This window comes from Phytopseudomonas daroniae (genome assembly GCF_004327275.1).
GTDB lineage: Bacteria > Pseudomonadota > Gammaproteobacteria > Pseudomonadales > Pseudomonadaceae > Aquipseudomonas > Aquipseudomonas daroniae.
Genome location: NZ_QJUJ01000011.1, coordinates 151,596 through 164,291, shown reverse-complemented (window position 1 = coordinate 164,291; position 12,696 = coordinate 151,596). Strand labels below are relative to the sequence as shown.

General features: G+C 64.3%; 12 protein-coding genes. 7 read left to right on the top strand and 5 right to left on the bottom strand.

Annotated elements, in window-relative coordinates; translation table 11 throughout:
- Positions 1-7 precede the first annotated feature (7 nt).
- Positions 8-412, bottom strand: a complete 405-nt coding sequence (locus tag DNK10_RS22020; protein WP_131193030.1) for a hypothetical protein — start codon at positions 410-412, stop codon at positions 8-10.
- The gene (gene pdxY / locus DNK10_RS22015) at positions 409-1,287 is read right to left on the bottom strand and encodes a pyridoxal kinase PdxY (RefSeq protein WP_131193029.1); all 879 of its coding nucleotides are present in this window, start codon (positions 1,285-1,287) and stop codon (positions 409-411) included. The genes DNK10_RS22020 and pdxY overlap by 4 nt, the downstream gene beginning before the upstream one ends.
- Before the next feature lie 327 nt (positions 1,288-1,614).
- On the opposite strand from pdxY, the gene DNK10_RS22010 reads away from it, so the two are divergent.
- Complete coding sequence (locus tag DNK10_RS22010) at positions 1,615-2,448, top strand: oxidoreductase (protein WP_131193028.1); 834 nt, start codon at positions 1,615-1,617, stop codon at positions 2,446-2,448.
- Between the two features lie 20 nt (positions 2,449-2,468).
- The gene (locus tag DNK10_RS22005; protein WP_131193081.1) at positions 2,469-3,407 is read left to right on the top strand and encodes an AraC family transcriptional regulator; all 939 of its coding nucleotides are present in this window, start codon (positions 2,469-2,471) and stop codon (positions 3,405-3,407) included.
- Positions 3,408-3,549: 142 nt separating this feature from the next.
- Here DNK10_RS22005 and DNK10_RS22000 read toward each other — a convergent pair whose 3' ends face one another.
- On the bottom strand, positions 3,550-3,948 hold the full coding sequence (locus tag DNK10_RS22000) for a nuclear transport factor 2 family protein (RefSeq protein ID WP_131193027.1): 399 nt from the start codon (positions 3,946-3,948) through the stop codon (positions 3,550-3,552).
- A gap of 187 nt (positions 3,949-4,135) precedes the next feature.
- Between DNK10_RS22000 and DNK10_RS21995 the strand changes: the two genes are divergently transcribed.
- The 4 genes from DNK10_RS21995 to DNK10_RS21980 are packed head-to-tail and all read left to right on the top strand — an operon-like array spanning position 4,136 to position 9,951.
- A complete protein-coding gene (locus tag DNK10_RS21995; protein WP_131193026.1) occupies positions 4,136-5,320 on the top strand; it encodes an ABC transporter substrate-binding protein in 1,185 nt (394 codons plus the stop codon).
- Between the two features lie 46 nt (positions 5,321-5,366).
- Complete coding sequence (locus tag DNK10_RS21990) at positions 5,367-6,236, top strand: branched-chain amino acid ABC transporter permease (RefSeq protein ID WP_131181220.1); 870 nt, start codon at positions 5,367-5,369, stop codon at positions 6,234-6,236.
- Entirely contained in the window at positions 6,233-8,728 is a 2,496-nt protein-coding gene (locus tag DNK10_RS21985; RefSeq protein WP_131193025.1) for a branched-chain amino acid ABC transporter ATP-binding protein/permease, read from the top strand. The genes DNK10_RS21990 and DNK10_RS21985 overlap by 4 nt, the downstream gene beginning before the upstream one ends.
- A complete protein-coding gene (locus DNK10_RS21980) occupies positions 8,725-9,951 on the top strand; it encodes an amidohydrolase family protein (protein WP_131193024.1) in 1,227 nt (408 codons plus the stop codon). The genes DNK10_RS21985 and DNK10_RS21980 overlap by 4 nt, the downstream gene beginning before the upstream one ends.
- Before the next feature lie 48 nt (positions 9,952-9,999).
- Here the strand turns inward: DNK10_RS21980 and DNK10_RS21975 are convergent, their stop codons facing one another.
- On the bottom strand, positions 10,000-10,695 hold the full coding sequence (locus DNK10_RS21975; RefSeq protein WP_131181223.1) for a GntR family transcriptional regulator: 696 nt from the start codon (positions 10,693-10,695) through the stop codon (positions 10,000-10,002).
- Between the two features lie 333 nt (positions 10,696-11,028).
- Here DNK10_RS21975 and DNK10_RS21970 point away from each other — a divergent pair, with 333 nt between their 5' ends.
- The gene (locus DNK10_RS21970; protein ID WP_131181224.1) at positions 11,029-11,547 is read left to right on the top strand and encodes an O-acetyl-ADP-ribose deacetylase; all 519 of its coding nucleotides are present in this window, start codon (positions 11,029-11,031) and stop codon (positions 11,545-11,547) included.
- Between the two features lie 2 nt (positions 11,548-11,549).
- On the opposite strand, the gene DNK10_RS21965 is transcribed toward DNK10_RS21970, so the two are convergent.
- Positions 11,550-12,521 carry an aldo/keto reductase gene (locus DNK10_RS21965; RefSeq protein ID WP_131193023.1) on the bottom strand — a complete coding sequence of 324 codons (972 nt, stop codon included), beginning with the start codon at positions 12,519-12,521 and terminating at the stop codon, positions 11,550-11,552.
- Positions 12,522-12,696 lie beyond the last annotated feature (175 nt).

The following is a 12,696-nucleotide window of genomic DNA, read 5'->3' as shown; positions in this document are numbered from 1 at the left end:
CAATCGGTCATTCGATTCTGATGCGGTACTCCACAGCCCGCCGCTCCTGACCATCGGGGAAAGCGGCGAATACCACGGACTCCTCGCCAGGCACCTCACCAGCCTGGTAGACGTAGCGATCGATGCGCGCCACGTCGCCATCGACCTGATACTCGCGCTTGAACCGACCAAACCGGTTGGCGGTGCTCACGCCGATCTTCTCGAGCGACAGCCACAGCGCTCGGCGCGTTTTCCAGCCAGCCTCGCTGGCCTGGTCGAGAATCACGCAACGTTCACCCGTTGCGACCCGCACCGGAATCACGTAGTTGCCATAGGTGTCATCTCGATAGGCTGCAGCCGTATCCACTTCACAGGCTACGACCCATCCACTCGCAACCAGCAGCCCCGCCATGCACAACAAACGCACCTTCATTTGACCACCACTTCAATCGCGTCATAACGCTGCTGCGGTTCGACGATCTGCTCCTGGGCAACCACAAGAGGCAGATCACGGGATCCCTCGGCAGTCTTCTGCACCAGGGCGTACAGCGTAGCGGTGGCCAGTTCCAGCGCCTGGGGCAGAGCATGCCCGGACAACAGACGGGCCAGCAGCGTCGCCGAGAACACATCGCCCATGCCGTTGGGCAGCGGATGCAACGCCAGGCGCGGGGTGCTCACCAGCCAGGCGCCTTCGCCGTTGACCGCCAGGGTGCCGAGCTGATCGGCGGGGATGTCCGGCGTGGCCAGGCTGGTGATGACCACCACGTCAGGCCCGCGGCCGCGCAACTGACGCGCGGTGCGCACGGCCTCGTCGACGCTGTCGAGCTTGCTGCCGGTCAGCAGTTCGAACTCGAACTGGTTGGGGGTGATGATGTTGGCGCAGGGGATCGCCAGGTTACGCAGGAAATCCGGGATCGCCGCGTTGACGAATACCCCACGCCCCACATCGCCCATCACCGGATCGCAGAGGTAGCGCACGCCCGGATTGTCACGGCGGATCTCGTCCACCGCTTCGAGGATCACCGCACCAATCGCCGCATCGCCCAAGTAGCCGGAGAGCACCGCCGATACCCGCGACAGCACGCCGCGATCGCGCAGGCCGGCGAGCACTTCGCGGATGTGCTCGGCATCGAACACCTGGCCGCGGAACTGCCCGTAGCCGGTGTGGTTGGAGAACTGCACCGTGTGCACCGGCAGCACCTCGAAACCCAGGCGCTGCAGCGGGAACACGGCGGCGTCGTTGCCGACATGGCCAAGGGCGACATGAGACTGGATGGAGAGGACGAGGGGCGGAAGGGAAGCGCTCATGGGGGCGATGGATTCCTGTCGTGGGCGGCGCGAAGCCAGTGACGGCATTATTCGCCAATTCTCCCCCTGGATACCATGTCGCACACACACGACCGAGCGATCCTCGAGCGCAGCCTCCTGTACAAGCTGCTTCGCAGGATCGAGAAAGCCAGGTCTCCGGGGTGACCGAAGGTCGAGCATAAGCATCTGCCCAACACGCCTTGCCAGGGTCAGCAGCCCCCTGTTGGCTGTGATAGGAATAGGCAATGCTCGAAGACGAACCGGCATGGGTACCCGGGTTTTCGATAGATACCATGGCTACTCATATCCACTTACCTGAGAGCCACCATGAACAGCAGAAAAACCCTATTCATCACGGGGGTGAGCAGCGGCTTCGGCAATGCCCTGGCGCAGGAAGCGCTCGCTGCGGGCCACCGCGTCATAGGTACCGTGCGTAACGAAGCGGCCTTGCAGGCCTTTCAGGCACTCTCGGTGGAGCATGCCCATGGAGTGATCCTGGATGTCACTGACTTCGCCCGTATCGACGGTGTGGTTGCTGCCATCGAGGCAACCCACGGCCCCGTCGATGTGCTGGTCAACAACGCCGGCTATGGCCATGAGGGTATCCTCGAGGAGTCGCCACTGGAGGATATTCGTCGCCAGTTCGACGTCAATGTGTTCGGCGCGGTGGCGGTGATCAAGGCTTTTCTGCCTTATTTCCGCAAGCGTCGTGCCGGGCACATCCTCAATATCACCTCCATGGGCGGCACCATCACGATGCCGGGTATCGCCTACTACTGTGGCAGCAAGTTTGCTCTCGAAGGTATCTCCGATACGCTGAGCAAAGAGCTGCAACCTTTCAACATCTTCGTGACGGCAGTGGCGCCCGGTTCGTTTCGCACCGACTGGGCCGGTCGTTCGATGCAGCGCACGCCACGCAGTATTGCCGACTATGACGCCAGCTTCGATCCGGTGCGCAAAGCGCGTGAAGAAAAGAGCGGCAAACAGCTCGGCAACCCGCAAAAGGCAGCGCACGCGATGTTGCAGGTCATTGCCAGTGCTACGCCGCCTGCACACTTGCTCCTGGGCAGCGATGCACTGAGCCTGGTGCGTGACGAACTGAGTCGTGCAGCCAGTGAGATCGATCAATGGGAAGCACTGAGCCGTTCGACCGATGGTTGAGCGGCAAGCAGGGGACGTCAATGACTCAGGCCGCTTCACACACCTCGCGCATGGTGCGCCTGATGGAAAAGCTCGCGCCAGCCGAGGGCTACAATCCCAGCGCCCTGGAGGACATCCGTTTTTTGCGCTCGAACCGGCCACTGACCCGTACGCCGGTTTTGTATGACCCCGGTATCGTGATCCTGTGCCAGGGGCGCAAGCGCGGCTATCTCGGGGATGACGTCTACGTTTATGACGCCCAGCACTACCTGGTGGTGTCCGTCCCCGTTCCTTTCACCATGGAGACCGATGCCAGCGAGGCTAAGCCCATGCTGGCGGTCTACATGCGCCTGGACTTGCAGCTGGCCAGCGAGTTGATGCTGCAAGTGGATGAAGCTTTCGGGCCAAGTGATGCCCGGCCCAAGGGCATGTATGCCTCGCCAATGGACGATTTGCTGAGTGCCTCGACGCTGCGTTTTCTTGAGGCGATGAGCAATCCGGTCGACGCGCACATACTCGGGCCGTCGCTGGTTCGGGAAATCTACTACCGCATCCTGACCGGCGAACAGGGTGGCTCGATGCGCGCCGCGCTCGCTCACCAGGGTCATTTCGGCAAGATCACTCGCGCGATCCGCAAGATCCACGGTTGCTATCAGGAGCACCTGGACGTCGAGTCCCTGGCACAGGAAGCCAGCATGAGCGTGCCCAGTTTTCACCTGCACTTTCGCAGCGTGACGAACTCCTCGCCGATGCAATACCTGAAGTCGACGCGCCTGCATCAGGCGCGATTACTGATGCTGCGAAATGCCATGAGCGCTTCGACGGCGGCGTTCAATGTAGGCTACGAAAGCGCCTCGCAATTCAGCCGCGAGTTCAAACGCTTATTTGGCCGAACGCCCCATGCGGAGATCGAATGGATGAAGGCGACGTACGCATTGCCTGCGCCGTCCACGCCATCGATGTACGTCTCCTCGCATTAGCGAGAAGACGCCACCCAGGCCAGGCAAACCTTGGCACCCGCTCAAGTCGACCGTCCCTGGGCAGCCGCTCAGGCACAGCTTCAAGGGCGGCGATCATGCTCCTCGCACGTCGTACTGGCAATCGTGTGCGGCGTCCCTCTTCTCAGGCCTTGGCGATGTCCGGACTCAGCAGCCACTCGGCACTGTCGTTCCAGACATCCATGCGGGTGATCTTGCCGTTGCGCACTTCGAAACGATCCAGATAGCGGTTCCCGGAAAAACTGCGGCCATCCGGCCACTCGCCATACAGCGTGCCGTTGGAGTAGACGACGGTATGCTCGTCGTGCTCGGTCCAGTCGAACTGGCCGAGGGCTTTTTTCACCCAGGCGTAGCGCGCGCCATTGAAGGCAGTGATGTCCTGGGGCGTGGGCATGTGTCGCCCACCGGTGAAGGTGATGCGCACGTCATCGCTCATGTAGGTAGCCGCCTTGACCGGATCGGGCGCCATGGATGCAGCTAGAAAATCGCTAACAATCCTTACTGCTTCATTCATCTCACTCATATCTGCTCTCCCAACTCATTGATCGTGCTCGGGCACCTTTCGTGCCTGCATGTGGTGCGGCATGCACGCTATTCGTGCACGTTCGACGCGGATAATCCGGGAAAACCGCGGAATAGTCAGTTTGCGCGTTATGGCACCAGGCTTGCTAGCAAATTATATACGAATGCTAGCAATCAGGAGAAAGCTCATGCGCAAACTGTTATCCCCACTCCGCCGCCTGTTGCCATGCGCAGCGGCTGTTGCCAGCCTCGGCATGGCGCTGAGCGCTCCGGCGCATGCAGAGGAGCCGATCAAGGTCGGCCTGGTTGCCGCCCTGTCCGGGCAGTCGGCGAAATCCGGCGAGGCCCTGACACGCGGGCTCACCGTGGCCATCGAAGAGATCAATGCCAACGGCGGCATCCTCGGTCGCCCGGTGCAGCTGATTCGCCGCGACGACGAAAGCAACCCGGCCAAAGGCATGCTGGCCGCCCGCGAACTGGCGCAGCGGGAAAAAGTCACCGTGCTCTTCGGCGGCCTCGATACACCGGTATCCCTGGCCATCGTGCCGTTGGCCAATCAATTGAAAGTGCCGTTCATGGGTGTCTGGGCTGCCGGCACCAAGATCACCGAGAACGGTGCCAAGGATAATTACGTATTCCGCGTGTCGGCGGTGGATGAGCTGGTCGACGAGGCCCTGGTCGAGTACGGCACCAAGCAAGGCATGCAGAAGCCGGGGATGATCCTGATCAACAACCCCTGGGGCGAGTCCAACGAAATCGGCTTCAAGCATGCCCTGGAAAAACGCGGCATGACCTACGCCGGCATCGAGCGTATCGAGGACAGCGACCTCGACGTGGTGCCGCAGCTCACTCGCCTGAAGAACGCCGGCACCGATACCCTGCTGATGGTGGGCAACGTCGGCCCATCGGCGCAGGTGGTCAAGTCCCTCGATCGCATGGGCTGGGACGTGCCGGTGGTGTCGCACTGGGGGCCGGCGGGCGGGCGTTTCAGCGAGCTGGCTGGCCCTAACGCCAGCCGCGTGCATTTCATCCAGACCTATGTGTTCACCGAGAACAACAGCGCCAAGGGCGACAGCGTGCTGGCCGCCCTCAAGCAACGCTTCCCGGAGATCAAGAGCCTGGCCGACGTGACCCCGGCAGTGGGCATCGCCAATGCCTACGACGCCATGTACCTGGCCGCCGCCGCCATCGAAAAGGCCGGCGATACCCAGGGCACCAAAGTGCGCGACGGTTTCTATGCCATCGACAGCTACCAGGGTCTGATCAAGGACTACCAGCAGCCCTTCACCCCGACAAAACACGACGCCCTGGGCCCGGACGACTACGTCTTCACCCAGTTCGTCGACGGTCGCATCGTTCCACTCGCACCCTGAAGCCGTAAACGGGCGGGCCTGACGGCCCGCCCCGAGGACTCTCGTCATGATCACCGCCGCCATCATCACCGGGCTCGGGCTGGGCAGCATGTACGCGCTGCTGGCACTGGGTTTCCATATCACCTACGTGGTTTCGCGTACGGTCAACTTCGCCCAGGGCAGCGCCATGATGGTTGGCGCCGTGCTCGGCTACAGCTTCTACATCACCTGGGGCTGGCCGCTGTGGCTGGCGATCCCGGCGACCCTGACGCTGTGCGCGATCTATGGCCTGGCCATCGAACGCTTCCTGGTGCGGCCCTTCCATTCGCGGGGCTCCGAAGCCTGGCTGATGGCCACGGTGGCGGCGGGCATCCTGGTCGACAACCTGGCGTTGTTCACCTTCGGCAAGGAGCCGCGGCAGTTCACCTCGGCGCTGGCCAACCAGCATCTGGAACTGCTGGGCAACAACGTCGGTGTGCTGCAGTTGCTGATCCCATTGGTGGGCGGCGCCATCGCCCTGGCGCTGTTCCTGGTGCGCCGCTACACCCGCCTGGGCAAGGTACTGGAAGCCTGCGTGCAGAACCCCAGGGCGGCGATGCTCATGGGCATCCGCGTCAACCGCGTGGTCGCCGTGGCCTTTGCCGTGTCGACGGTGTTCGCGGCGATTGCCGGCCTGTTGATCGCCCCGCTGTTCAGCGTGAACGCGGAGATGGGCATGCTGTTCGGCCTCAAGGCCTTCGCCGTGGCGATTCTCGGCGGTATCGCCAGCGCCAGCGGGGTATTCGCCGCCGGCCTGCTGTTCGGCCTGGTCGAGGCCCTGGTGACCATCTACTTCGGCTCGGCCTTTACCCAGCTGTTCACCTTCGCCCTGGTCATCCTGGCCCTGGCGCTGCGCCCCAACGGCCTGTTCGGCAGCAAGACCCTGGTGAAAGTATGACCCTGAAGCATTCGCTGTTCGCCCCCGTTTCCCTCGCCCTGCTGACCCTGGCCTGCGGCGCCATGGCGCTGTTGCTCGACAGCTACTCGCTGCTGGTCTTCACCTTCTGCGCGCTGGCCGTGGTGGTCGGCGTGGGCCTGAATATCCTGATCGGCCTGAGCGGGCAGATCTCCTTCGGCCATATCGCCTTCTACGCCATCGGCGCCTATGTCTCGGCGCTGCTGACCATGGCCGGCCTGCCCCTGGGCCTGGCGATGATCGCCGCCGGCCTGGCCTGCGGCGCCATTGGCGCACTGCTGGCGATTCCGGCGCTGCGCGTCAGCGGCCCGTACCTGGCGATGATCACCATCGCCTTCGCCCTGGTGGTGCACCACGGCCTGATCGAATGGCGCTCGCTGACCGGTGGCGCCAATGGCCTGATGGGCATCCCCATGCCGGAAATCGGCAGCCTCGACCCCAGTGTGAGCATGGCGCTGATCGCCACGGCCCTGATGATCGCGGCCCTGGCCCTGTTCCAGCGCCTGCGCCACAGTGGCTGGGGCATGGCCATGCGCGCGGTGAAGTCGGCGGAAATCGCCGCCCGCTCGCTCGGCTTCAACCCGGTGCAGACCAAGACCCTGGCCTTCGCCCTGTCCGCCCTGCTCACCGGCCTGGCCGGCTCCCTGGTGGCGCCGCTGATGATGTTCATCAACCCGGCGTCCTTCCCCTTCTCGCAGTCGATCCTGTTCGTGCTGGCGGTGATCGTCGGCGGCAGCGGCACCCTGTTCGGCCCGCTGCTCGGCGCCCTGTTGATCGTGCTGCTGCCGGAAATGCTCTCGGATTTCGCCGAGTACCGCCTGCTGATCTTCTCGGTTCTGCTGCTCAGCGTGCTCTGGGCGGCGCCGCGCGGCCTGCTCGGTACCCTGGCCAGCCTGTGGCTGCGCCCCAGGCACCAGGCCGCGCCGCCCGCGTTCGACCCGGCACAGCTGAGCGCGTTCTTCCTGCAGGACACCCCGGCGCGCAGCGGCCTGCAGGTCAAGGACATCGGCATTCGCTTCGGCGGCGTGCAGGCGGCGCAGAACGTCAGCCTGCAGGCGCCTCCCGGCAGTATCACCAGCATCATCGGCCCCAACGGCGCGGGCAAGACCACGGTGCTGAACATGATCAGCGGTTTCTATGCCCCGGACAGCGGCAGCATCGAGCTGGCACAACCGCTGGCTGGTCAGCCGGCGTGGAAGATCGCCCGCGCCGGCATCGCCCGCACCTACCAGACCACCCAGTTGTTCGGCGAGCTGTCGGTGTTGGAAAACCTGCTGGTGGCCATGCAGCGGGGCCGCCTCGGCCTGCCCTTCACCTGCGCCAGCGACACCCAGCGGCAACTGGCCCTGCAACTGTTGACCCTGGTCGGCTACCAGGGCTCGGTCAATACCCCGGCCGACGACCTGGCGCACGTCGACCGGCGCCTGGTGGAAATCGCCCGCGCCCTGGCCACGCGCCCCGGCGTGCTGTTGCTCGACGAACCGGCCGCCGGTCTCAGCCGCAGCGACACCGACCGCCTGGCCAGCCTGTTCAAGACCCTCGCCGGGTTCGGTATCGCGGTGATCCTGGTCGAGCACGACATGGGCCTGGTCATGGCGGTGTCCGAACGCCTGCTGGTACTCGACGCCGGCAAACCCATCGCCTGGGGCGTACCGGACGAGGTGCGCAAGGACGAGCGGGTCATCGCCGCCTACCTCGGCGGCACCCGCTACCAGGCCACCCCGCGCGCCGAAGCCTGGGATGGCTCGCGCGATGCGCGCCTGTACATCAAGGATCTGGTCATCGACTACGGCGCCGCGCCGGTGGTGGACAAGGTCGATATCGTGGTCAACCCGGGCGAGCTGATCGCCATTCTCGGCGCCAATGGCGCGGGCAAGTCGAGCATCCTGCAGTGCCTGGCCGGGCTGCACAAAGCCAGTGGCGGCAGCATCCTGCTCGACGACGAAAACATCGAGCACGCCGATGCCAGCACCATCGCCGCCCGCGGCCTGGCCCTGGTGCCGGAAGGCCGCCAGGTGTTCGGCCAGCTCAGCGTGCGCGACAACCTGCTGCTCGGCGCCTACTCGCGCAAGGAGGCCTTCGACGCCGACGCGGAAATCGAAGCTATCCTGCGCCGCTTTCCGCGCCTGCGCGAGCGCATCGACAGCCCAGCCGGCCTGCTCTCCGGCGGCGAACAACAGATGGTCGCGGTCGGCCGCGGGCTGATGGCCAAACCGAAGATCCTCTTGCTCGACGAGCCGTCCCTGGGCCTGTCGCCGGCGATGATCGGCGAGCTGTACGACGCCCTCGCCGCCTTGCGCGACGAAGGCGTGACCCTGCTGCTGGTCGACCAGATGGCCAACCTCGCCCTGCAGGTGGCCGACCGTGCCTACGTGCTGGAAACCGGGCGCATCGTCAAATCCGGCAGCGCCGAAGCGTTGCGTGGCGACCCGGAACTGGAAGCGGCCTACCTGGGCGAAGGAGCGGCCGCATGAATGCCCTGAAAATCATCAACGCACGCCTGGGCGACGACCGCCAAGCGTTGCAGACACTGTACGTAGAGAATGGCCGCTTCGTCGGCGCCCTGAGCACCACTGTCGCGGCCGGTGAAACGCTCGACCTGGGCGGCAAGCTGCTACTGCCCGGCCTGGTGGAAACCCATATCCACCTGGACAAGGCCTGCATCATGCAGCGCTGCCAGCTGGAAGAAGGCACCCTGGCCGAGGCCATTGCCCAGACCCGCGCGGCCAAGGCCGACTTCAGCGAGGCGGACGTCTACCAGCGCGGCGCCCAGGTGCTGGAAAAAGCCATCGCCCAGGGCACCACGCACATGCGCACCCATGTGGAAATCGACCCACAGATCGGCCTTACCGGCTTCAACGCGGTGCGTCGCCTGCAGGCGGACTATGCCTGGGCCATCAGCCTGGAAATCTGCGTATTCCCCCAGGAAGGCCTGCTCAACAACCCCGGCACCGAAGCCTTGCTGTGCGAGGCACTGGCCCTGGGCGCCGAGGTGCTCGGTGGTTGTCCCTACACCGACGCGGAGCCCATCGCGCAGATTCGCCGCCTGTTCGAGTTGGCGGTCGAGTTCGACCGCGACCTGGACTTGCACCTGGATTTCGACCTGAACCCGGAAGGCATGACCATCGGCGAGGTGATCCGCTGCACCCACCAGCACGGCTGGGGCGGCCGGGTGGCCATCGGTCATGTCACCAAGCTGTCGGCGCTGCCCCGGGACACCCTGCTGGCGGTCGCCGAGTCGCTGGCCGAAGCCGGCGTGCAGGTCACCTGCCTGCCGAGTACCGACCTGTTTCTGACCGGGCGCGAGCATTTCCACAACAAGCCCCGTGGCCTGGCGCCCTTGCAGCACCTGCACGCCTGCGGGGTGACCTGCTCGCTGTCGACCAACAATATCGGCAACCCCTTCACGCCTTACGGAGATGCCTCCCTGGTGCGCCAGGCCAACCTGTTCGCCAACGTCAGCCAACTGGCCACCGAAGCCGAACTGCTGCGCTGCCTGGGCTGGGTATCGAGTGAGTCGGCACGCCTGCTGCGCCTGCCCGACTACGGCCTGACGCCTGGCTGCCGTGCTGACTTCATCGTCTTCGATGCGCCCTCGCCGGCTGCGGTGGTGGCCGAGATCAGCCCACCGCTGATGGGCTACAAGGCCGGGCGCAAGACCTTCGAACGGGCACAGGCGCGTCTGCTCAGACCTTGAAGGCCAGGCTCTCTAGCGATTCGAAAAGGTCGGCGCTGCCGGGCAGCGTCAAAGGCCGGCCAGGGCCTGGCGCAGATTGATCTCGGGCTCGGCCTGATCGTCCAGATCCAGTTGATCTTCGAGTTCGCCCAGGTGCTCCAGCATCACCGCGGCAGCCCGCTCATGATCGCCCTTCTCCAGGGCGGTGATGATCTCCTGATGCTCGTCCGAAGCGCAGGACGGCACATCGTTGCGCTGGTAAAGGGCGACGATCAGTGAGCTGCGCACCATCAGGTTGGCGAGGATTTCACTGAGCACCGAATTGCCGCTGATCTCGCCGAGCATCAGGTGAAACTCGCTCAGCTCGCGAACGATGGCGCGGCGATCGGTAGCATTGGTGGCCTTGCGCTCATTGCTCATGTGCGTGGCCACCCGCTGACGCTGCTTGTGCATGATCGTCGGCGTGATGCTTTCGACGATCGCCCGCTCGATGGCACGCCGTGCTGCGAAGATCTCGCGCGCCTCCTTGGCACTGGGTTGAGCGACCATGGCGCCACGGTTCGGCTCGATGGTGACGACGCGCTGCAAGGCCAGGCGCTGCAGAGCCACCTGCACATGGTTGCGGTTGGCCTGCAGGGTCTCGACGATCTGCGCTTCGATCAGCCGCGTCCCGGGTGGCAAGCGATGCTGAGCGATGGCCTTGAACAGCACATCGACGATGCGCTGTACTTCGACTTGCTTGCTGGTGACGGTCTTCGCAGCCATCTTTTCCTCTGATCCAACGCAGGCGACCCCTGATGGCTCGCCGCAAACGCTACGGCTGGCGCATTATCCGCCAGCCTCGTGGGCCGGGTAAATACGCTACGGCGACCTGACTGCGCTAGCGCTGTCTATGTCCCTTGCCATCCGCCCCATGGGGAACATGGCCCTGGTGCAGGATTTGGCTGTCAAGGTTCGAAATGCATCTTGCTAGCCATGGATAATCCTCTTGCTAACAGATAGAGCAATATCCGTTCCCGATGAATGCTATCTCTGGAGAAACATTCCTCTGGCCGATCTGTCGGATCAGCAGTACCACTCTGTCCCAGGAGCCGAAGCATGTCCGCGCGCCTCATCGCCTTGCAGGGCGACATCACCACCCTGGATGTGGATGCCATCGTCAATGCGGCCAATTCCTCACTGCTCGGCGGTGGCGGCGTTGACGGGGCGATCCATCGCGCCGCCGGCAGTGAGCTGCTGCATGAATGCCGCCTGCTCGGCGGCTGCAAGACCGGTGAAGCAAAAATGACCAGAGGTCATCGCCTGCCCGCCCGCTTCATCATCCACACGGTCGGGCCGGTATGGCGCTCCGGCACTCAGGGCGAGCCACAACTGCTCGCATCCTGCTACCGCAACGCCTTGCGCCTGGCCACCGAACAGGGGCTGAGCAGCATTGCCTTTCCCAGCATCAGCACCGGTATCTACGGCTATCCGATCGATCAGGCAGCACGGATCGCGATCACCACGGTACAGGCCGAGCTGGCCAATCATCCGGGTATCGTCGAGGTAGTGTTCTGCTGCTTTTCGGCCAATGACCTGGCGGTGTACCAACGGGCATTGGCCGAACCGAACGCCTGAAATCAGGCCGGTAGCGGAGCGTCCTCCGGAACGATGCCTTCCTCGCGCAATGCATGCCAGAACGCGGCCGGGATCGCTGCGTCGAGCTGCTGCACGTACTGCGCAGGCCGCTGCGGATTGGCACTGCCGGGAATCACCGACTGCACCACCGGGTTGGCCAGGCAGAACTGCAGCGCAGCGGCGCGGGTGTCGATACCGAATTGCTCGCTCAAGGCGCGCAGGCGTTCGGTCTTGCGGCGGATATCATCGGGAATCCGGTCGTACTCGTAGTGCTCGCCACCGGCCAGAACGCCGGAATTGAATGGCCCGCCAACGACGATGCCGACGCCGCGCTCGGCGCATTGTGGAAACAGGCTATCGAGCGCCACGCGATGGTCGAGCAAGGTGTAGCGACCGGCCAGCAGGAACACATCGGGATCGGACTGTTCCAGCGCCAGGCGACAGGGCTCGACCAGATTGACGCCCAGCCCCCAGCCACGAATCAGCCCTTCCTCGCGCATTTTCGTCAGCGCAACCGCTGCGCCCTGCATCGCTTCGGCGAAGTATTCGCGCCATTTCGGGCCGTGCTGGTCTTCGGACACATCGTGGATGAACACCACATCGAGACGATCCACGCCCAGGCGCTGCAGACTGCTCTCTATGGAGCGCCGCGCACCGTCCGCCGAATAGTCGATGACGCGCCGGTTGGGCAGCTCATGGGTGAAAGGCTTGGCGTTCTCCGGCTTGTCGGCGGGTTGCAGCAGGCGTCCGACCTTGCTGCTGAGCACGAACTCATCGCGTGGTTTGCCCTGCAACAGACGCCCGAAACGCTCCTCGGAAAGGCCTGCGCCGTAATGGGGCGAGGTGTCGTAGTAACGGATACCGGCCTCCCAGGCGGCGTCCAGGGTCGCCTGGGCGCGGTCTTCGTCGATCGGGTGGAACATGTTGCCGAGCGGTGCACCGCCGAAGCCGAGGGTGGGAAGAGTGATACGCATGCTGCCTCCATGGTTCGAGTGGGATCTAGGGCCTGTTGACGTTTCAGCGCAAGCCGCGTTGCTGCGAGAAATCTCGCAAGGCCGGGCGGCGATCCGCTAGGCGGAGGACGCCGGCAATGGTTGTTCCCTTGCCAAGTCCTCCAACAACGCATGGCGAGATTTCCCGCGCAACCTA

Bases quoted from the DNA above. Each gene is read 5' to 3' on its own strand.
- DNK10_RS22020 (WP_131193030.1), bottom strand. From the start codon at position 412: ATGAAGGTGCGTTTGTTGTGCATGGCGGGGCTGCTGGTTGCGAGTGGA.
- pdxY (WP_131193029.1), bottom strand. From the start codon at position 1,287: ATGAGCGCTTCCCTTCCGCCCCTCGTCCTCTCCATCCAGTCTCATGTC.
- DNK10_RS21975 (WP_131181223.1), bottom strand. From the start codon at position 10,695: ATGGCTGCGAAGACCGTCACCAGCAAGCAAGTCGAAGTACAGCGCATC.
- DNK10_RS21990 (WP_131181220.1), top strand. From the start codon at position 5,367: ATGATCACCGCCGCCATCATCACCGGGCTCGGGCTGGGCAGCATGTAC.
- DNK10_RS22005 (WP_131193081.1), top strand. From the start codon at position 2,469: ATGACTCAGGCCGCTTCACACACCTCGCGCATGGTGCGCCTGATGGAA.
- DNK10_RS21970 (WP_131181224.1), top strand. From the start codon at position 11,029: ATGTCCGCGCGCCTCATCGCCTTGCAGGGCGACATCACCACCCTGGAT.
- DNK10_RS21980 (WP_131193024.1), top strand. From the start codon at position 8,725: ATGAATGCCCTGAAAATCATCAACGCACGCCTGGGCGACGACCGCCAA.
- DNK10_RS22000 (WP_131193027.1), bottom strand. From the start codon at position 3,948: ATGAGTGAGATGAATGAAGCAGTAAGGATTGTTAGCGATTTTCTAGCT.
- DNK10_RS21995 (WP_131193026.1), top strand. From the start codon at position 4,136: ATGCGCAAACTGTTATCCCCACTCCGCCGCCTGTTGCCATGCGCAGCG.
- DNK10_RS22010 (WP_131193028.1), top strand. From the start codon at position 1,615: ATGAACAGCAGAAAAACCCTATTCATCACGGGGGTGAGCAGCGGCTTC.
- DNK10_RS21965 (WP_131193023.1), bottom strand. From the start codon at position 12,521: ATGCGTATCACTCTTCCCACCCTCGGCTTCGGCGGTGCACCGCTCGGC.
- DNK10_RS21985 (WP_131193025.1), top strand. From the start codon at position 6,233: ATGACCCTGAAGCATTCGCTGTTCGCCCCCGTTTCCCTCGCCCTGCTG.